Source organism: Streptomyces sp. NPDC056222, assembly GCF_042264065.1.
Taxonomy (GTDB): Bacteria; Actinomycetota; Actinomycetes; order Streptomycetales; family Streptomycetaceae; genus Streptomyces.
In genome coordinates, this window is record NZ_JBHJTL010000009.1 from 81,207 (window position 1) to 100,900 (window position 19,694).

Sequence of the window (19,694 nt, forward strand, 5' to 3'; positions counted from 1 at the left end):
GGCGCGGTCAGGGCGCTTCGGTGGGCCGGGGGAACCGGGCCCGTATCGCATCGACGCAGGTGTCGCGCGAGGTCGGGCCACCGAAGCGCAGCCGGTCGTACCCCGTGAAGGCGGGCTCCAGCCGGTCGAGCTCGTCGACGAGCGCGTGCAGCGCCGCCGTCCACCGCGGCGACCCCACATCAGAGGCCAGTTCGGCGTCGCCGATCGCGGCCGTCAAACGGTCCTTGCGCTGGATCGTCCCCGGAGTGACCGTGTGCAGGCAGACGTACTGTCCGCTCAGATACGCCTCCCACTCGGCCCCGGCCACGGCGGGGTCGTCCCAGTGCGCGGTGAACCAGGAGCGGAGTCGATCCGGTCCTCCGGCCTCCTCGGTCAGTTCGAAGAGCGAGGCCGGCACCATCTCCGTACCGTCCGAGCTCAGATAGCCGGGGAGCGGCAGGAACCCGTCCAGCATCTGCCGCCGGGTCTCGTCGACATCACGGCCGCGGGACGCGCACAGCTCGCCCAGCGCGACGAACTGCGACGAGACGTAGGCGTCGTCGGCCGCCGTCATCGGATGGTCACCGTTGACGGCGCGAAAGCGGTCGGCGAGCTGACGCCGCAGGTCCGGTCCGGACATCACGTGCCCCCTTCGGGATCGCCGCAGGGTCCTTCCCCGACGGCGTTCCCGCAGGCTAGGCGCAGGATCGTGCGGCGGTCGCCGAACCGTCCTGGACCCGGATGAGGTCGTCAGACGCCCTCGTCGCCGCGCCGGGTCGAGCGGCGGCGCCACAGCCAGACGGAGATCGCGGCACCGAGCGACGCCCCCACCAGGGCCAGGGGCAGCCCTGCCCAGGGACGGGACGGCACCGACTCGCGTGAAACGGTCCTCGCCGGCGCGGCGAGCGCGGCCACGTCCGCCGCCTTTGCCGCCGGAGTGGTTCCCGAGTGCGGACCGGCCTGACCCGCCTTCGGCGCCGACTCGCGCGCCGGTCGGCCCTTCGTCGCCTTCACCTCCTCCACCGTCCGCTCCGGCTTCTCCTTCGCCTTGTCCCGAGCCTGTGCGAGGGAACCCACCGGCTGCACCCGGCCCGCCGCGTCGAAGCCCCAGTCGAGGAGCGTGCGCGCCTCCTCGTACACCGCGAGTCCGCCGCCCGACTGCGGGTTCATCACCGACACCACCAGCGTCCGCGAGCCCCGCCGCGCCGCAGCGATCAGCGTGTTCCCGGCGCTGCTCGTGTAGCCGTTCTTGACCCCGATGAGCCCCGGGTAGCGCTCCACGCCGTCCTCCCCGGTCAGCAGCCTGTTGGTGTTGCGGATGCCGTACGACCAGTCCCCGGACGGGAAGTCGGCGTACCGCGTGGAGGCGTACCGGACGAACGACGGATCCTGCAGCCCGGCCCGGCCGAAGACCGCCAGGTCGTAGGCCGACGACACCTGACCCGGTGCGTCGTACCCGTCGGGCGACACCACCCGGGTGTCGCGCGCCCCCAGAGCACGGGCCTTCGCCTGCATCTGACGGGCCATGGACTTCCAGCCGCCGTTCATCGCCGCGAGCACCCGGACCGCGTCATTGCCCGAGTTGAGGAAGACCCCGTTCCACAGATCCGACACCTTGTACGTGTAGCCGGCCTGTACGCCGACCATGCTGCTGCCCTCGCCGATGCCCGACAGCTCCGACTCGGTGACGGTGTGCCGCTGCTCCTGGTCGAGACGAGGGAGCGCGGTCACGGCGAACAGCGCCTTGAGCGTGCTGGCCGGCGGCAGTCGTCGATGGGCGTTGCGCGCCGCCAGGACCTCGCCGGTCGAGGCGTCCGCCACCACCCACGACAGCGCGGAGACGGAGGACGGTCTGTCAGGCGCTCCGGCCAGCGGCTGGACCTGGGTTCCCGAGCGGTGGAGCTGGGCGGGGTCGATGACACGGGCGGCGGGAGGTGTGGGTTCGGTGAGGGACGATGCCGTGGCCGCCGGGACGGGCAGCACGAGCAGCAGCGCCGCGGTACCGGCGGCAACGTGACTCACAGCTGACGTGACGATCATTCAGCCACCGTAGGAAGCCCTGGCGGCGCCCGCAGTTCGTAGTGCGCCGACCGGCGTACGGCGAGTGGTGGACGGGCGATCGTCGCCCCCTGACGAACCCCGGCCTCGCAGGCTCCGACGACCTGCCGGAAGTGACCCGCGACCGGCGGTCGGGCTGTCGGTGCGGCAGGGCATCCTGGTGACGTGTCCTCACTTCCGTACCAGAGCCCGCCCGTTCCGCCGGATCCCGTGGAGCGCCCGCCCGCGGCACCGTCCGCCGCCGACCCGCAGGGCGGGCCGTTCGGCGCACCGGTGTTCCGTGGCGAGCGTCCGCAGCGACCCGCTCCGGTCGGCCACATGATCGTGTGCGGGGACGACGTCCTCGCCCACCGGCTCGCGGGCGAGCTCAACGACGTCTACGGGGAGCGGGTCACCCTCCTCGTACCGGCGAGGACCGACGCCCAGCCGCAGCCCGCGGGCCGCCCGGGGCGTGCTTCCGCGCTCTTCGGGCGCGTGACGGCGGCCGTGACCCGTACCACGGTCGGAGAACAGCGGGGCGTGCCCGCCGGCCGGGCGGTACGCGTCGTGGAGACCACGGAGGTCGACGACGCGGTGCTCGTCGAGGCGGGGGCGGAGCAGGCCGCCGCCCTCGCCCTCGTCCATGACGACGACGAGACGAACATCCGGGCCGCGCTCGCCGCCCGCCGCCTCAACCCGCGGCTGCGCCTGGTCATCCGGCTCTACAACCGCAAGCTCGGCCAGCATCTGGAGACGCTTCTCGACCAGGCCGCGGCCATCGCCGAGCCCTGCCTCGACCCCAAGCTCCTCGACGCCTCCACGACCGTCCTGTCCGACGCGGACACCGCCGCCCCCGCCCTCGCGGCCACTGCCGTCGCCGGTACGAGCAAGGTGGTGCAGGCCGGTGGCCTGCTGCTGCACGCCGTCGAGCGGACCCCGCCCGCCCGTGGCGAGGTCGCCGACCCCGGCCTGTGCACGCTCGCCCTGCTGTCGGCGACCACCAACGACCCGGCCGGCTGCGAGGGCTCGGAGCACAGCGGCGACCAGGGCCCGCTGCTGCTGCCCGACGACCGGGCGGTCGGGGCCGCTCCCGGGCGGGGCACGGTCGCCCTGGAAGCGATCACGTACGCCGGTCCGACGCTGTCCTCGAACAGGTTCGGCACCTCCGCCCTGCCCGTCGGCTCGCTCTTCTCCCGCCGCCTGCGCTGGTCGCTCGCGGGGGTGACAGCGGCAGTCGGCGCGATCGCCCTCGCCACCTGGCTCACCACCGGAGACCACCCCCTGCACGCCGCCTACCTGACGCTTCTCGACCTCTTCGCCATCGGCGATCCCGCCGTCGAGGACGCGACCAGCCGTCAGGTGCTCCAGATCCTCGCCGGCTTCGTCGGCCTCCTCCTGATGCCGGTCCTGATCGCGGGAATCCTGGAGGCCCTCGGCACCTTCAAGTCGGCGACCTCGCTGCGCCGCCCGCCGCGCGGGCTGTCCGGGCATGTGGTCCTCCTCGGCCTCGGAAAGGTCGGCACGCGCGTCCTCGCGCGACTGCGGAGGATGAACATCCCCGTGGTCTGCGTCGAGTCCGACCCGGAGGCGCGCGGAATCGCACTGGCGCGCCGGTTGCGCGTGCCCACAGTGATCGGGGACGTCACCGAGGAGGGTGTCCTGGAGGCCGCCCGCGTCCACCGCGCGCACGCCCTGCTCGCCCTGACCAGCGTCGACATCACCAACCTGGAGGCCGCGCTCTCCGCCCGCTCCGTCAAGGCCGACCTCCGGGTCGCTCTCCGGCTGTACGACGACGACTTCGCCACGGCCGTGTACCGCACCCTGCGCGTGGCCCACCCCGACGCCCTCACCCGCAGCCGCAGCGTCTCCCACCTGGCCGCGCCCGCCTTCGCCGGGGCCATGATGGGCCGCCAGATCCTGGGCGCCATCCCGGTGGAGCGCCGCGTGCTGCTGTTCGCTGCGGTGGAGGCCGCGGGCAACCCGCTGCTGGAGGGCCGCACGGTGGCGGAGGCGTTCCGTCCGGGCGCCTGGCGGGTGATCGCCCTGGCGACGGGTTCGGCGCCCCTGGGACGCCACGGAGCGGGCCTGGTCTGGCAACTGGAGCCGGACCGAGTCCTGGCCGCGGGGGACCGGCTGGTCCTGGCGGCCACGCGCCGAGGGCTGGCGGAGCTGCTGGGGCGTCAGCCACGGGGGGCTATGTGACATCCGGTTCCGGGGTCTGGGCCGGGGCCCGGCGGAGCAGGTGGTGGAGTGCCGCGGCGGCGAACTGCAGGGTGGCGGCAGCCAGCAGAAGGATCGCGGGCCGCGTGCCGGAGGCGAGCCCGGTCAGAGCGGCGCCACACGCGGCCGCCGAGATCTTGAGACCGGCGCCGAGGGTGAACACCTGGGTCCGTACGTCGGCGGGGGCGTGATCCGCCCTGATCCGTAACGTCGCCGTCAGCAGCGGACCGTCGCACAGCCCGGCCGCACCGAACAGGGCCGCGCAGAGCCACGGCGAGGGAACGAGGGCGGCCGCGCCGAGGGCCGCGCCGGTGCCCACGAGCGTGACGCCGACGAGCCGCCCGGCCGGCACCCGCGGCCACACCCGGTCCACGACGAGCGACCCGACGAGCGCGCCGACGGCGAACGCGGTCATCAACAGCCCACCGCCACCGGGCCGACCGCGCTCGGTGGCGAGCAGCACGGCGGTGGTGGTGAGACCACCGAGGCCGAGGAACCCGAGGCAGGTGGCGGCGGTGACGGCCCTGAGCTCCCGCACGTCCCGAACGGCCACGAGCCCGGCGACGAGGTCACCACGCAACGACCGCCGAGCGGTGTCGGCCTTCTCGCGAGGGTCGGTGCGCGGCCCAGGCGTGGTGGCAGGGGTGCCGGTCGACCGGCGGAAGCCCGCCCCGGGCCCCCGCGCCGGCGGCGACCCCGCTTCCGGCCCCGACGTCTGCCCCGATCCCGGTCCCGACCTCAGCCCCGGCGGCGACCCCGCCGCTGCCCCTGGCCCCCGCGTCGACGTCGGCCCCGCCGCCGCTCCCGACGTCCGCCCCGGCCCGGATCCGGTTCGCCCCGCACCCAAGGGCTCCCGATCCGGCCGTGACCCACGCAGTCCGGTCAACAGGACCGTGGCCGGTAGGGTCGCGAGCGCTGCCGAGGCGGCGAGTACGGCCACGGCGGCCGCCGGACCGGCGAGCACCGCGATCACTCCGGCCAGGGCCGGGCCCGCGACCGCGGCGGCGTTGTAGACCGTGGCGTCCCAGGCGTACGCGCGGTCCCGGGCCGGGCCCTCGGTGACGAGCGAGGCGACCAGGCCGGACAGGCCGCCCGAGACCACCGGGCCGCAACTCCCGCCCAGCGCCGCGACGGTGAGCGTGACGGCGACCGGCGCGTGCCCCGTCACGTACGCCAGGCACGCGACGGCGGCCGCGAAGCCGGCCAGTGCGCCGCCGTAGAACAGGGCCGGTCTGCGCACCCGTTCGGCGAGCGCCCCGGTCAGCGGGGCGGCCGCGATGTGCGGCGCCATCCACGCGGTGAGTACCAGGGCGCCCAGGGCCGCGTCGCCGGTCCGGGCCAACGCCAGCAGAACCAGGGCAACCGGGAAGCCCTCCTCCGCAAGGCGGGCCGGGAACGCCGTCGCCAGATAGAGCCGTACCGCTCTCCCCATGACCCCCACCCCCGTGTAACGTCTTATCTCGACAAGACGTTACACGAAAGGCGTGGTGGCTCCCGTGAACGATTCCGGCCACGGATTCCGGCCCGTACAACGGATGATCGACCTCGCCAACGCCGTACGCGCCACTCCCGACCTGTCTCGCGAAGCCCTCGCCGAGCTGCTCGCGCACCACGGGGAGAACGCGCGGGACCTCACCCCGACCGCGTTCTCCGTGCACGATGCCGACGAACTGCGCGCGGCCGTCGTCCGTATCACCGGCGTCCTCACCGAGACCGATCCTGACCGAGCCGCCGAGGAGATCAACTCCCTGCTCGCCGCACACGCGGGGCCGCCCCGGCTCTCGCGCCACGACGGACACCCCTGGCACCTGCACGTCGACCGGGGTGACGACACCGACTGGGCCGACTGGTTCCTCGCGGCCGGCGCCCTCGCGCTCGCCCAGATCCTCACCGAGCACGGCCGGATCACCTGGGGCGAATGCGCCTCCGCCCGGTGCGCCACGCTCTACCCGGGAACCGGGCCCGGCAGCGCGCAGCGGTACTGCTCCGCCGCCTGCGCCACCCGCGAGCGCGTCGCGGCCCACCGCCGCCGCGCCAAGGGGTGACCAACTCGACACGCCCCGAGCGGGGTTGACCGTAGGATCTGACCGCTCGCGAGCCGCATCGATCCGCCTTCGCCGTCAGGAGTGCCCGTTGAACGCCTCGCCGTACCGCCTCGACCCCGCCGGCGGCTGCCCCCACGCGGCCAATGCCCGGCTGCTCTCCCAGGGCTCCGTGACCCCCGTGGTGCTGCCCGGAGAGATCGACGGCATGGCCGTACTCGGCCACGACGCCCTGCGCGACTTCCTCGCGCACCCGGAAGTCGCCAAGAGCGCCCAGCACTTCACCGCGCTCACCGAGGGCCGCATACCCGACGGATGGCCGCTGCGGACCTTCGCCACCGTCCAGGGCATGACCACCGCCGACGACGCCGACCACCGCCGACTGCGCTCCCTGGTCAGCAAGGCGTTCACCGCCCGCCGCGTCGAGCAACTGCGGCCCCGGGTCGAGTCGGTCGCCGCCGGACTCCTCGACCGGCTCGCCGATGCCGCCGACGCCGGCGACGGCATCGCCGACCTGCGTCGTCACTTCGCCCTGCCACTGCCCCTCGGTGTCATCTGCGAACTCCTCGGCGTGGACGAGAAGTACCAGGACCGGCTGCACCATCTCTCCAGCCAGGTCGTCGCCACCGACATCGGCCCCGCACAGGCCATGGCCGCGAACAGGGAACTCCTGGAGGTCCTCACCGCCATCGCCGCCGACCGCACCGACCGACCCGGCGACGACCTCACCAGCGCGCTGATCGCCGCCCGCGACGAGGGCGGCGACCGGCTCAGCCATCCCGAACTCATCGGCACCCTGGTCCTGTTGATCATCGCCGGCCACGAGACCACGCTGAACCTGGTCACCAACGCCGTCCGCGCGCTGTGCACGCACCGCGACCAACTCGCCCACGTCGTCGAGGGGCGCGCCGACTGGGCCGACGTGGTCGAGGAGACCCTGCGCTGGGACAGCCCGGTCAGCTACTTCCCGTTCCGATACCCCACCCGCGACCTGACCGTCGACGGCACGCTGATCCCGAAGGGCACCCCGGTCCTCGCGGCCTATTCGGCGGCCGGCCGCGACACCAAGGCCCACGGCCCGGACGCCGCACACTTCGACATCACCCGCGTCCCCGCCGCCAAGCACCTCTCCCTGGGCCACGGCCCCCACTACTGCCTGGGCGCCCCGCTCGCCCGCATGGAGGCGTCGATCGCCCTGGAGGCGCTGTTCACCCGATTCCCCGAGCTCGACCTCGCCGTCCCCGAGCCGGAGCTGACCCGCCATGCGAGCTTCGTCGGCAACAGCGTCAGGTCCCTCCCGGTGCGCCTCGGGTAACCCGTCACGCCCCTCACCCCGCCCGGCCGCGATCCGGCGCGGGGGAGGCGCGCAGGGCCGAGACGAGGCGCAGGAGATGCGCCTCGTTGCCCGAGAGCCCCGCTGCCCGCAGCGCCGCGTCGGCCTCGGCCATGGGGTGGGTGAGCATCGCCGCCGCGTACGGCTCCAGACGCGGATCGGTCAGCACCGCCTGGGTGGACTCCAGCAGACGAAGGTACGCCTGAGCGGCGGCGCGCTCACGGACGGAGAACGTGGTCATGTCGGGCTCCCTCTCGACAGGTTGGACGCTTCCACCCTCTCGTACGGGTCTGACAATGCGGGTGGAGGCGACATCGTTCGGGATGTCGGACACCGGCACCGGGCTCCAGGGCCGCCCGGCAGGCCACCTCCGGTGGTCACCCTCGGTGACCTGGACGGTCGTGCGGTGGAGCGGGGCTCCGTGTGGAGCCTTGGGGCACCGGCGGCTAGGGTGAAGTTGGGAGTCGGCGGAACCCCCCAGGAGCCGTGATGCGCGGACACCGTCCCGATCCGCCCGACAATGCGCAGCAGCTTCTGGTCGCACTCGGGCAGCTCGTCGATCAGGCCCTGGAGCGGATCAAGTTCCAGCGGGCCAGGGTCGAGCTGGCCATGGCCTTGCAGCGCCACATGCTCCCGCCGGGACTGCCGGAGGTGCCCGGGTTGCAGTTCGCCGCCAGATACACGCCCTCGCGTGACGGATTGGACGTGGGCGGCGACTGGTACGACGCCTTCGTGATGAGCGACGGGTCCCTGGGGCTCGCGATCGGCGACGTGCAGGGCCACGATGTGGAGGCGATCGCCTTCATGGGGCAGGTACGAACCAGCCTGCGGGCCATCGCCGAGTCGACGAGCGACACCCGAGAAGTGCTGGGGCGCACCAACGATCTGCTGATCGCCATGGGGTGCGGCCGGTTCGCGACCTGCTGTTTCCTGCGTTTCGACCCTGTCACCCGCGATCTGACGGTCTCCCGGGCCGGGCATGTCCCCATGATCTGGGCCACGGCCGCGGGCCACTGGGGCATCGCGCTCGACAGCGGCGGGCCGCCGCTGGGCATTGTGCAGGGCGAGAAGTATCCGGTGACCCATCGACGTCTGAGAGAGGCCGGCGTCCTGGTGCTGGTCACCGACGGAGTGGTGGAGGGCCCGCACTACCCGATGGAGTCCGGTCTGGCCGAGGTCGCCAATCTGGTGCGCGCGGGGTTCGACGCCGACCCGGACGTGCTGGCCTCCGCCGTCGTCAGAGTGGCTGATCAGACGGGGCACCGGGATGACGCCGCGGTCCTCGTCGTGCGCTACGAAGGCCCCCAGGAGACGGTCCCGCCGCAGGAACCGGTCTGACCACGGGGTCCGTCGCCGGAGTCGCAGGGATCCCGATGCGCATGCAGACTGCTGTCGTGCGCGGTGCGGAGATGAGTCGCTACGGGTCTGCTGCGCTGCGCGTCCTTGCCGTCGCAGCCGTCTACTACGGCGCCGCCCGGATCGGGCTTCTCCAGCAACTCGTACGCGAGCAGGTCACCCCCCTGTGGCCGCCGACCGGCGTCGCGCTGGCCGCGCTGCTCCTCATGGGCCTGCGCGTGTGGCCGGGCATCGCCCTCGGTGCGTTCCTGGCGAACGTGTTCCTCGGGCCCTCGGCGGTCGCGGTGCTGGTCATCACCGTGGGCAACACCCTGGCGCCGGTCTGTGCCTTCCTGATGCTGCGCAGAGCCGGATTCAGAGCCGAGCTGGACCGCTTGCGGGACGTCCTGGCGCTGATCTTCCTCGGCGCCCTCGCCGGCATGCTGATCAGTTCGACCATCGGCAGCGGCGTACTCGTCCTGTCCGGAGCCGAGGACGCGGGCGACTTCTGGTCCACATGGTCGGTGTGGTGGACCGGTGACGCCATGGGGATCCTCGTCGTCACACCCTTCCTGCTCGTGCTGCGCAGGGCCCGGTGGCCGGTGCGGGCCCGGCCCGCCCGCTGGCTCGAGGCGGGGGCGCTGGCCTTCGGTACGGTCTTCGTCACGCTCCTGGCCACGCGCGCGGCGGACTCCTCCCTGCTCTTCCTCGTCTCTCCCCTCCTGATCTGGGCGGCCTTCCGTTTCCAGCTGGCCGGCGCGGCGCCCTGCGCGCTCGTGGTCTCGACGCTGGCGATCGTGGCCGCCACCGCGGAGAAGGGTCCGTTCGAGGGCGAGGATCTCTTCTCCAGCATGGTCACGCTTCAGGCGTTCAACGGCACGACGGCTTTGACGGCTCTCCTCCTCGCGGTCGTGATCACCGAACGCAACAAGACCCATGACGAGATCAAACGGGTGTGCATGCGGTTCGCGGAGATGGTGGCCCAGATGGAGCCGCGGCCCGATCCGTTCGAGTTCCCGCCCGAGGAACCGCCGCCCTGACGTCCGAGCGCCTCTGTCGTCGGACACCCATGCCCTCATGGGCCAGGCGCGGTTACCCAACGTGCCCGCGGCCTCAATAGGGTGACCCCATGTCTGCGACGTTGAGTTCCACCAAAGCCGCCGCCGCGCTTCGCACCGCGGCACGAGTCTCCGCGGAGTCCCTGCTGGTCCTCGTGATGGCCGCAGTGAGCCTGTGGATCGTGGGGCGCATGTGGCCGGTCGTCTGGCCGCTCATAGTGGGTCTGTTCCTCACCACTCTCACCTGGCCTCTTGCTCGATTCCTGCGCAGGCACGGGTGGCGGCCCGCGCCGGCCGCGGCATTCGTGACCGTCCTGTTCCTCCTGGTCGTCACGGGCGTCCTGGCACTGATCGCCGTGCCGGTGGCTTCCCAGTCCGGCGAGCTGGCCGACGGGGTGGTCGAAGGCATCCAGAGGCTGCGGGAGTGGGCCGCCGGGCCGCCGCTGAACATCGGCGACGACCAGATCTCGGGCGCGTTCGACTCCGCGATGGCCCGCATCCAGGACAGCGTCGGCAGCCTGGTCACCGCCGTCGCCACGGGCGTCGGCACCGTGTTCAACGGCGTCGTGACCGCCGTTCTGGCGCTCTTCCTGATGTTCTTCTTCCTCAAGGACGGCCCGCGCTTCCTGCCGTGGCTCACCCGACAGCTCCCCGGCCGGCTCGCCGTCGACGTTCCGGTCGTCGCCGAGCGCGGCTGGGACACCCTGGGTACGTTCGTGCGGTCCCAGGCGTTCGTGGGCCTGCTCGACGCCGTCTTCATCGGCCTCGGACTGTGGATCCTGGACGTGCCGCTGGTGCTCCCGCTGGCCGTGCTGACGTTCGTGTCCGCGTTCGTGCCGATCGTGGGTGCGCTCTTCGCCGGCCTGGTCGCGGTGCTGATCGCCCTGGTGTCCAACGGGCCGACCGACGCGCTGATCGTGCTGGCGATCATCGTCGTCGTGCAGCAGCTCGAGGGCAACGTCTTCCAGCCCATGATCCAGAGCCGTGGGCTCGGTCTCCATGCGGCCGTGGTCCTGCTGGCGGTGACGCTGGGCGGGAGCCTGGCCGGCATCGTCGGCAGCCTGCTCGCCGTGCCCGTGGCCGCGCTGATCTCCGTGATCTGGAGCTACCTGCGCGAACAGCTCTCCGAACCCCTGCCGGAACCGGAACCCGACGCGCCGCTCACCGACGTCACTGTGTGAAACAGGGGTCCGATCAGGGCTCGCTCCGTCCGTCCAGCCTCGTGGCGAGCCGCTCGAGGAAGACCCGCTGACCCGACACGAGGAGCGGAGCGGCCGCCTCAGGGGTGAACCAGCCGACCCGGTCGATCTCCGGGAACTCCCGCTGGGTGCCCGAGCCGCGGGGCCACTCCATCGTGAACGTGCCCGGCACGATTCGGGTCGGGTCGAGGTCGGATTCGACCGCCCAGATCGTGACCGTCTTGCCGTTGGCCTGCCGCGCCTCGCCGAGCGCGAGTCGCTCGCCGTCGGGCGCCGGCAGGCCGAGCTCCTCCTCGAACTCGCGGCGGGCGGCGGCCTCCGGTGTCTCCTCCGGGCCGTACTCGCCCTTGGGGATCGACCAGGCCGAGACGTCCTTCGAGGCCCAGAAGGGGCCGCCCATGTGCCCGATGAGCACCTCGAAGTCACCGTCAGCCGTCCTGCGGAAGAGAAGGAGCCCGGCACTGCGCTTGTCCGACATGGCGTCCAGTGTGGCGGAGCGCGTCAGATGCCGCAGCTGCTCGCCGACCAGAACCGGGAGGCACGGGTGTCCACATGCGCGTGGTCGCCGTGGCCCGGGTAGCCGGGGCCGAGGATCCCGTTGAATCCGTGGTTACGGGCCTGCTTGGCCAGCGTGCACAGCGAGGGCGAGCCCGTGAGGTCGATGCCGTCGCCGTACAGGTGCCGGCTGTCCGACGCGCCGCCGACCGCCGAGTTGCACGCCCGCGAGCGGAATCCGCTGCTCACCGAGATCGGCACGTCGCCGAGCGCGTGGCGCAACGCCTCCAGCTTCCACATCGCGCGCAGGGCGTTCGACCTCGCGGTGGCCGCGGTGACGGCACCGCCGGAGAAGTCGCCGTTGCACTTGTTGAGCTCGGCATAGGTGAAGTGGATCGGCGTGCAGTCGGCGTCCTGGAGCGCGTACAGCTTCGAGAAGGTCGCGGGACCGGCGACGCCGTCGGCGGCGAGTCCGTACGCCTGCTGGAAGCGGGTCACCGCGGCCTTGGTGGCGGGGCCGTAGTCGCCGTCCACCGTCAGCACGGCGCCGTAGCCGGGATATCCGGCGACCCGGATCTGCAGCTGGGTCACGTCCGCGCCGGACATGCCCGAGGACAGGGTGCGGCCCCAGGTGTAGCACTCGTCGGCATGTGCCGTACCGGATGTGGCGACGGTGCCCGCCAGTGCGGCGACCACCAGAAGAACCATCGAGAGCAGAGATCTGACCATGCGCCGGGCCATGACACCTCCGTGTCGGAACCGCACGGGACCTCCGCCCGATTCCGCCATGAGCATGACCATGCGGAAGGCCGTGGTCAACGGTGCCGAACATTCGCCATTGGCCCAGGCCAGTGGCGTCTACGGGACGATCCGGACCGTCACCGGGCCGCCCGCCGGGTCCACCTCGCGCGCCCACGCGGCCCGCAGCCGTTCGGAGCGGTGCGGCCACGCCGTGCCCAGGAGCCTCACGCGGTGGAGGATCCGGCCGTCCTGCGCGACCTCCACGACCGGGCGCACCAGCGGCTCCCTCACCCTCAGCAGTAGCGGACGACCCGCCTCCGCGTCGGTGATCCGGTTCGGCGCCACCCACCCCACCGGGCGGTCCGCGACCACCGGCACCGCCGACAGCGGCCACACCTCCCCCGACAGGTAACGGAGGACGGCGTCCGCCGCCCCGCGCCCCTCGGCCGCCGCCACGCCCGCCGATTCGACTCCGCGCAGAACGTCGCCCGCCGCGAAGACGCCCGCGGACCCGGTACGGAACGCGCCGTCCACCGAGGGACCTCGCGTACCGGGGTCCAGCGGCACCGCCCCTGCGCGGGCAAGTTCGTGGTCGGGGATCCAGTCACCGGTGAAGATGACCGTGTCGCACCGGATCGTGATGTTCCGTCCGTCGGGGCGGCTCAGGCGGACCCCGGTGAGTCTCCGCCGGCCCAGCAACTCCGTCACCACGGCGCTCGTCAGCAGCGGAGGGAGACGGACGGCCGTCAACCGCCGTGGCTCGCGCGGCTGTTCGGTGACCATGGCCACCACGTCGGCCCCACCCCGGCGCAGCGCCCGCACCGCGTGGTGGGCCACCGGTTCCGCGCCCACGACGACGGCCCGCCGCCCGAGCCGCGCACCACGCACCCCGTGCAGATACACGGACTGCTGAAGCTCGCCGGTCGTCAGTACGCCGGCCGGCCGCGATCCCGGCACCAGGCGTGCGGTGCGCGGCCGTTCACGAGCGCCCGTCGCCAGGATCACCGCCCGCGCGCTGATCGTCTCCAGTCCGCTCGGGGAGGTGACGTCCAGGGTGAGGGGGCCCGCCCAGCCGGTCGCCGAGACTCCCGTACGGACCGTGGCCCCGGCCAGGACCGCCGCTCGCACCATCCGCCGCGCGTAACCCGGCCCGTCCGTGGGGCGACCCGGTCCGGTCAGGCCGAAGCCGCCGTGGGCGCAGTGGCGCGGCACCCCACCGGCCTCCTGTTCCCGCTCCAGGACCTCGATCCGGTACCGGCTCGCAGAGCCCGGGGCGGGGGGCGAGCCGGAGGCCGCGCCCCAGCCCGGAACCGTCGCCGAGGCGAGCCGGGCCGCCGCCGCGAGTCCTGCGGGCCCCGCGCCGACGACGAGCACATCCACCGTACGGTTCACCGCTCCGACCACGGGGTCTCCGCCTCCTCGAACATCGCCCGGACCGTCGCCCCGCACGAGAACCCCTGGCACCGTCCGCCTCGTGCCCGTGTCCGGCGCCGCAGACCGTCGAGCGAGCCCGGCGGAATCGTCGAGGCGAGCGCGGCCCTGATCTCTCCCCGCGTGACTCTTTCGCAGTGGCAGACGATCGAGCCGAACTCCGGTTCACGCGCGATGAGTTCGGCATCCCGGTACGGGCGCGGGAAGGCCTCTCCCAGGTTCGGCATCCGCACCGGGACGAGCGGACGCTCCGCCCCCAGGGCCAGCCCGCTGTCGGAGAGCAGCTCCACCACGTGTGCGGCGATCCCCAGGGACGCGGTCAGGCCGGTGGACCGGATGCCGCCCACCGTGACGTAGCGCCGGCCGGGATGGGCGGCGATCCGGTAGTCGTCGTACTCGGTCGCCGCCCGTAGCCCGGCGTACACGGCGGTCACTTCCTCGTCGAGGAGTTCGGGGAGGATCCGTCGGCCCTGCGCCCGCAGCGCCGCCAGACCGTCGGCCGTCGAACCGGTGGCCGCCTTGTCGTCCAGGTCCTCCGCCGTCGGCCCGAGCAGCACGTTCCCGTACACCGTCGGCGCGACCAGGACGCCCTTGCCGAGCGCACCCGGGACGGGGAGCAGGATGTGCCGGACGAGGGGGCGCGCGAACTTGTCGAAGACGATCAACTGGCCACGCCTGGGCGTGACCGTGAAGTCGTGTCGGCCGAACAGCGCGTCGAAGCGGTCCGCGTACAGTCCGCACGCGTTGACGACGTACCGGGCACGCAGCACGCCGCGCGGGGTGACCAACCGGTGCGGATCGCCCCGATCGGCTTTCTCCACACGGCAGTTGAGATGCAGATCGACCCCGGAGCGGACGGCCTGGGTGGCGTACGCGAGTGTGGTGGTCCAGGGGCAGATGATCGACTCTCCGGGGACGTCCAGCGCGCCGAACGCGCCGGGCCCCAAGTGCGTTTCCCGTGCGGCCAGTTCCCCGGGATCGAGAACGCGTGTGGTGCGGTGGCCATTGCGCGCCGCCTTCTCCGCGAGGCGGGGGAGCGCGGCCAGTTGCTCCTCGTCCCAGGCGACGAGCAGCGCGCCGAGCGGTTCGACGGGGATTCCCGTCTCGTGGGCGTAGTCGGCGAGCAGACGCTGCCCCTCCCGTACGAGTCGGGCCTCCAGCGAACCGGGAACGGCGTCGAATCCGGTGTGCAGGATCGCGGTGTTGGCCTTGGACGTGCCCTCGCCGACATCGCCGGACGCCTCGACGAGCGCGACCCGTAGCGGCCGGCGGGCGAGCTCGCGGGCGATCGCGCAGCCCACCACTCCGGCGCCGACCACCACGACGTCGTACTCCGAGCCCGGCGCGGAGGAGTCCGGCAGCGCTCCTCTTCGGGTGACGACGCCGGAGGTGTCGGGCAGTGCCCGCGCCCCGCCGCCCAGGCCGCCCGCGCGTGCTCCCGCCCCCGTACCGCCTCCGCCCGGCCGTCCCGCGGTCATGGCCGTGACGATCCGGGCGAGCCGTCGAGGAGCGCCGTCACGGCCGTGCGGAATCCGTCCAGCCGTTCCTCCGCCTCTGTGCTCGTGATGGCGGGTTCGTAGACGGCCGACGGTTTCCACTCCGGAACGGCGTCCTCGACGGTGAGGCCGGAGTCGAGGCCGAGCCGCGCCACCGTGGCGACGCCCAGCGCCGTGGCGTCCGGCAACGCCGACACCTCCACCGGGAGTTGGAGGAGATCGGCCTGGGTCTGCATCAGCAGTGCGGAACGGGTCAGGCCCCCGTCCACGCGCAGGGCCGTCAGCGGTCTGCCGAGGTCGGTGCCGGCCGCGCCGGCCAGCTCCACGACCTGGGCGGCGATCCCCTCGCACAGGGCGCGCACCAGGTGTCCACCGTTCGTGTTCAGGCCCAGGCCGTGCAGCGAGCCGCGTACATCGCCTCGCCACCACGGCGCGGCGAGTCCGGCGAGGGCCGGGACGAAGGTGACTCCGCCGGAATCCGGTACCGCGCCGCCCATGGTGTCGAGGTCCTCGGCGCCCGAGATCACCCCGAGGTCGGTCAGCCAGCGCACGGCGGACGCGGCCGTGTACACCTGGCCGTCCAGGCAGTAGCTCGTCCGTCCGGCGAGCCGCCAGGCCACACAGCTCACGAGCCCCGAGTCACCGCGGCGTGGGGTCGGCCCGGTCTGTGCCAGCAGGAACGCCCCTGTCCCGTAGGTGCATTTGGCCGCGCCCGGCTCGGTGACGCTCTGGGCGAGGAGGGCCGCCTGCTGGTCCACGAGGAGTCCGGTCAGCGGGAGCGGCGGCCCGAACGCGGTGGTGACGCCCACCCGGGTGTCGGCGTCGACCACGCGCGGCAGGCGTTCGCCGCCGAGCCCGAAGACGTCGAGGGCGGGATCGGACCAGGACACGGTGTCGAGATCGAGCAGTCCCGTGCGCCCCGCCGTCGCGGCGTCCGTGACGAACGCGCCCGTGAGACGGTGCACGAGCCAGGCGTCGCTCGTGGTGACCACGCCCGCGCCGGTGAGGTGGCGTCGGATCCAAGCCATCTTGGGGGCGGCGAAATAGGGGTCGAGCGGAAGACCGGTCCACCGCCTCAACTCATCGGCATGCGAGGAGAGTTCCGTGCATACGTTCTCCGCCCTGCGATCCTGCCAGACGAGTGCGTCGGTGAGCGGCGCGCCCGTCGCGGGATCCCAGGCGAGAACGGTCTCACCCTGATTGGCCAGGCCGACCGCCGCGACCGGTGTGCCCGCCTCGGCCAGCGCGGCCCGGCCCGCGGTGACGACGGAGTCGTACAGTTCTGTCGGATCCACCTCGACCAGGCCGCCCGGCAGATACCGCGGCCGCACGGGTGCCGTACCGGAGCCGATCACGCCCCGCTCGGGACAGACGACCAGCGCCTTGGTCCCGGAAGTGCCCTGGTCGACGGCGAGTACCGGGCCCGTCATCGTCGTACTCCCGTCCCCGAAGCGCGTTCGGTTCCTGATCGCGGAAGCGGACAGACTGGTGCACGCGGCCCTTCCTCGTCAAGCGGTTCACGGCCGGGGGTCAGCTCGTCACGCATATGTGAGGGATCTTCAATTTCATTCAGTGGCTGGATAGTTACGGTCAGAAGTGAAAGTGGATCGGTCTCGTCCACGCACCTCTATAGTGATCGCCGATCAACGGCCGGGACACCCACCCGGGGACTGACCACCCCCGCCGCCCACCGAGGACCCATGTCTCCCAGCGCACGCCCCGCTTCGTGATGGCAGGACACGGCTTCCGGCCCGTCTACCATCCGGCGGGCCACGACCACGCCCTGCGTCACGCCGTCCAGGACCTGCGGACCGGCCGCTGGGTGTCCATGGCCCGATTACTCGACGAGACGCCCGGCTGGGACGGCTGGACCCGGCGCACCCAGGTCCTCGCCGCCGTCGCGGCCGGCACCGATGTCGTAGGGATCTGGCGGTCGGAACAGCCGGACAGCATCTCCGCGACCGTGATGCACACCCGGGTCGCCGTGGAGCGGGCCGTACGCGCCCACCGCGGCGGCCACCCCCGCACCCGCGCCCTCTGGCAGGAGGCGTGGACCGCCTGCCGCGACGCCGCAGAACAGGCGCCCGACGACCCCGTCCCCTGGGTCTGTCTGCTCGCCCTCGCCGCGCTCGACGAGCGCCAGCGCATGGAGGAGCACCGGCTCCGCCCGCCCGCGCCCATGCTGGCGCCCGGCCCCTGGGGACTCCTCGCAGAGGCCGAGAAGCGCGACCCGCACAACCGCGAGGCGCACCACCGGATGCTGCAGTTCTTCTACGGGCGCCAGTCCGGACCGCTCTCCGAGGCGGTCAACTACGCGCAATGGGCAGCCGGTTCGGCCCCCACCGGCAGCTCCCTGCACGCGCTCCCCCTCTACGTCCGGGTGGAGCGCTACCGGCGCGAGCGCGGGCAGGAGCACGCACTCGACCTGCACTGGGTCGCCGAGGACGCCATCCGTGACGCCCGCCGCGCCCTCGACGCCTGGTTCCTCTTCTGTGCCACCGCCGAGGCGTCCCTCCTGGACCTCAACCACCTCGCCCACGCCCTCTTCGGCGCCCTCCGCTTCGCCGACGCGGCCCGCGTCTTCGAGGCCCTCGGCCCGTACTGGACGGTCCTGCCCTGGGCGTACCGCACACCACGGCCCGACGACCGGGCCCTCGCCGAAGAGGTCTTCGTGCGCGCTCGCGCGCGCTGTATCGACCCGTGACTCCGAAGGCGCGACGTACCCGCACCACCCCGCTCGACTCCCCAGCCCGCCCCCGCCCACCCACTTCCGGAGGTACCGGCATGTCCCGCACCGTCCCCGCCGACGAGATACGCAGGCCCCCCGCCGCGCAGGACGAGGAGGCACGGCTCCGCGAGCTCGGCTACCAGCCCGTCCTCGCTCGCCGCATGGGCGGCTTCGGCAACTTCGCCATCAGCTTCTCGGTCATCTCCATCCTGTCCGGCTGCATGACGCTCTACGGCTTCGGTCTCAGCACCGGCGGACCCGCCGTCATGATGTGGGGCTGGGCGGGCGTCGGGCTCTTCGTGCTGTGCGTCGGCCTCGCGCTCGCCGAGGTCACCAGCGCCTACCCGACCTCCGGCGCCCTCTACTACATGGCCGACCGGCTCGGCGGCCGGCGCTGGGGCTGGTACACCGGCTGGCTGAACCTGCTCGGTCTGCTCGGCGCCATCGCCGGCATCGACTACGGCGCGGCCCTGTTCACCGGAGCCTTTCTCAACCTCCAGTGGGGCATCATGCCCACGGCCGGTTCCACCTTCCTGATCTTCCTCGCCATCCTGCTGCTGCACGCCGTACTCAACCTCTTCGGCGTACGTCTCGTCAGCGTGCTCAACTCGATCAGTGTCTGGTGGCATCTGACCGGTGTGGCCGTGATCGTCGGCGCCCTCGCGTTCATCCCCGACCGGCACCAGTCGGCAGAGTTCGTCTTCACCGAGTTCGTCAACGACACCGGCTGGGCCAACCCGTTCTACGTCGCCGCCGTCGGTCTGCTCCTCGCCCAGTACACCTTCTCCGGCTACGACGCCTCCGCCCATCTCTCGGAGGAGACCTCCAACGCCTCGGTCAGTGCGGCCAAGGGCATCGTCCGCGCCATCTGGGTCTCCTGGATCGCCGGTTTCGCGCTGCTCGCCGGACTGACCTTCGCCATCCAGGACTACGCCGGTACGCAGAACAGCGCCACCGGAGTCCCGCCCGCCCAGATCCTGCTCGACGCGCTCGGCTCCGGCGGCGCCACCGCCCTGCTGCTCGTGGTGATCGTGGCCCAACTCTTCTGCGGCAACGCGGAGGTGGCCGCCGCCAGCCGGATGGTCTTCGCCTTCAGCCGCGACAACGCCCTGCCCGGCTCCGCTCTCTGGCGCAAGGTCAGCAGCCGTACGCAGACCCCGGTACCGGCCGTCTGGCTCTCGGTCGGGTTTGCCGCGCTCCTCGCCGTGCCGTCGCTCTACTCCGCCACCGCGTACGGGGCCGTCACCGCCATCAACGTCATCGGCATCACCCCCGCCTACGCCATTCCGATCTACCTGCGGCTACGGGCGGGCAAGCGGTTCACTCCGGGGCCGTGGAACCTGGGCCGCTGGAGCGCCCCGGTCGGTTGGATCGCCGTGATCTGGGTCGCCGTGGTCACCGTGCTGTTCTGCCTGCCGCAGAAGTCTCCGGTGACCATCGACTCCATGAACTACGCCGTCATCGCGCTCGCCGTCGTCCTCCTGCTCGCCAGCGTCTGGTGGTACGTGGCCCGCCGCTCGTACGGCACTCCTTCCGCGTACGGCAACGCCCGCGAGGAGGCGGAGATCGCGGAGGGCATCGTGTGAGTTCTGCGAGCCGG

Annotated in this window: 17 protein-coding genes; 8 read left to right on the forward strand and 9 right to left on the reverse strand. The window is 72.5% G+C overall.

What is annotated here, in order from left to right; genetic code table 11:
* Positions 1–7: 7 nt before the first annotated feature.
* Together ACFC0D_RS07045 and ACFC0D_RS07050 are read right to left on the reverse strand one after the other, a co-directional pair.
* Entirely contained in the window at positions 8–619 is a 612-nt protein-coding gene (locus ACFC0D_RS07045; protein ID WP_376431907.1) for a DUF6058 family natural product biosynthesis protein, read from the reverse strand.
* Between the two features lie 110 nt (positions 620–729).
* Positions 730–2,019, reverse strand: coding sequence for a D-alanyl-D-alanine carboxypeptidase family protein (locus ACFC0D_RS07050; protein ID WP_376431909.1), 1,290 nt, complete (start codon positions 2,017–2,019; stop codon positions 730–732).
* 336 nt (positions 2,020–2,355) lie between these two features.
* Between ACFC0D_RS07050 and ACFC0D_RS07055 the strand changes: the two genes are divergently transcribed.
* Entirely contained in the window at positions 2,356–4,218 is a 1,863-nt protein-coding gene (locus tag ACFC0D_RS07055; RefSeq protein WP_376431994.1) for a potassium channel family protein, read from the forward strand.
* Here ACFC0D_RS07055 and ACFC0D_RS07060 read toward each other — a convergent pair.
* A complete protein-coding gene (locus ACFC0D_RS07060) occupies positions 4,211–5,668 on the reverse strand; it encodes an MFS transporter (protein WP_376431911.1) in 1,458 nt (485 codons plus the stop codon). The genes ACFC0D_RS07055 and ACFC0D_RS07060 overlap by 8 nt on opposite strands.
* A 103-nt stretch (positions 5,669–5,771) precedes the next feature.
* Here ACFC0D_RS07060 and ACFC0D_RS07065 point away from each other — a divergent pair, with 103 nt between their 5' ends.
* Both ACFC0D_RS07065 and ACFC0D_RS07070 read left to right on the forward strand, forming a co-directional pair.
* On the forward strand, positions 5,772–6,281 hold the full coding sequence (locus tag ACFC0D_RS07065; RefSeq protein WP_376431996.1) for a CGNR zinc finger domain-containing protein: 510 nt from the start codon (positions 5,772–5,774) through the stop codon (positions 6,279–6,281).
* An 88-nt stretch (positions 6,282–6,369) separates the two neighbouring features.
* Entirely contained in the window at positions 6,370–7,593 is a 1,224-nt protein-coding gene (locus tag ACFC0D_RS07070) for a cytochrome P450 (protein WP_376431913.1), read from the forward strand.
* A gap of 13 nt (positions 7,594–7,606) precedes the next feature.
* Here the strand turns inward: ACFC0D_RS07070 and ACFC0D_RS07075 are convergent, their stop codons facing one another.
* Positions 7,607–7,852, reverse strand: coding sequence for a hypothetical protein (locus ACFC0D_RS07075; RefSeq protein WP_376431915.1), 246 nt, complete (start codon positions 7,850–7,852; stop codon positions 7,607–7,609).
* A 248-nt stretch (positions 7,853–8,100) separates the two neighbouring features.
* Here ACFC0D_RS07075 and ACFC0D_RS07080 point away from each other — a divergent pair, with 248 nt between their 5' ends.
* The 3 genes from ACFC0D_RS07080 (at position 8,101) to ACFC0D_RS07090 (ending at position 11,185) form a co-directional block, all read left to right on the forward strand.
* A complete protein-coding gene (locus ACFC0D_RS07080; RefSeq protein WP_376431917.1) occupies positions 8,101–8,949 on the forward strand; it encodes a PP2C family protein-serine/threonine phosphatase in 849 nt (282 codons plus the stop codon).
* Between the two features lie 41 nt (positions 8,950–8,990).
* Positions 8,991–9,986: an MASE1 domain-containing protein gene (locus ACFC0D_RS07085; protein WP_376431919.1), complete on the forward strand. Its 996-nt coding sequence runs from the start codon at positions 8,991–8,993 to the stop codon at positions 9,984–9,986.
* An 89-nt stretch (positions 9,987–10,075) separates the two neighbouring features.
* On the forward strand, positions 10,076–11,185 hold the full coding sequence (locus ACFC0D_RS07090; RefSeq protein ID WP_376431921.1) for an AI-2E family transporter: 1,110 nt from the start codon (positions 10,076–10,078) through the stop codon (positions 11,183–11,185).
* A gap of 13 nt (positions 11,186–11,198) precedes the next feature.
* Here the strand turns inward: ACFC0D_RS07090 and ACFC0D_RS07095 are convergent, their stop codons facing one another.
* The 5 genes from ACFC0D_RS07095 to ACFC0D_RS07115 all read right to left on the reverse strand — a co-directional run bounded on the left by ACFC0D_RS07095 (position 11,199) and on the right by ACFC0D_RS07115 (position 16,796).
* Positions 11,199–11,681 carry an NUDIX domain-containing protein gene (locus ACFC0D_RS07095; protein ID WP_376431923.1) on the reverse strand — a complete coding sequence of 161 codons (483 nt, stop codon included), beginning with the start codon at positions 11,679–11,681 and terminating at the stop codon, positions 11,199–11,201.
* Positions 11,682–11,704: 23 nt separating this feature from the next.
* Positions 11,705–12,439: a D-Ala-D-Ala carboxypeptidase family metallohydrolase gene (locus ACFC0D_RS07100; RefSeq protein WP_376431925.1), complete on the reverse strand. Its 735-nt coding sequence runs from the start codon at positions 12,437–12,439 to the stop codon at positions 11,705–11,707.
* Between the two features lie 117 nt (positions 12,440–12,556).
* Positions 12,557–13,843, reverse strand: coding sequence for an NAD(P)/FAD-dependent oxidoreductase (locus ACFC0D_RS07105; RefSeq protein ID WP_376431927.1), 1,287 nt, complete (start codon positions 13,841–13,843; stop codon positions 12,557–12,559).
* The gene (locus ACFC0D_RS07110; protein WP_376431929.1) at positions 13,828–15,348 is read right to left on the reverse strand and encodes an FAD-dependent oxidoreductase; all 1,521 of its coding nucleotides are present in this window, start codon (positions 15,346–15,348) and stop codon (positions 13,828–13,830) included. The genes ACFC0D_RS07105 and ACFC0D_RS07110 overlap by 16 nt, the downstream gene beginning before the upstream one ends.
* On the reverse strand, positions 15,345–16,796 hold the full coding sequence (locus tag ACFC0D_RS07115) for an FGGY family carbohydrate kinase (protein ID WP_376431931.1): 1,452 nt from the start codon (positions 16,794–16,796) through the stop codon (positions 15,345–15,347). Before ACFC0D_RS07115 ends, ACFC0D_RS07110 begins: the two co-directional genes overlap by 4 nt.
* A 299-nt stretch (positions 16,797–17,095) precedes the next feature.
* Between ACFC0D_RS07115 and ACFC0D_RS07120 the strand changes: the two genes are divergently transcribed.
* The gene (locus ACFC0D_RS07120; RefSeq protein ID WP_376431998.1) at positions 17,096–18,070 is read left to right on the forward strand and encodes a hypothetical protein; all 975 of its coding nucleotides are present in this window, start codon (positions 17,096–17,098) and stop codon (positions 18,068–18,070) included.
* 80 nt (positions 18,071–18,150) lie between these two features.
* Entirely contained in the window at positions 18,151–19,680 is a 1,530-nt protein-coding gene (locus tag ACFC0D_RS07125) for an amino acid permease (protein ID WP_376431933.1), read from the forward strand.
* Positions 19,681–19,694: the final 14 nt, after the last annotated feature.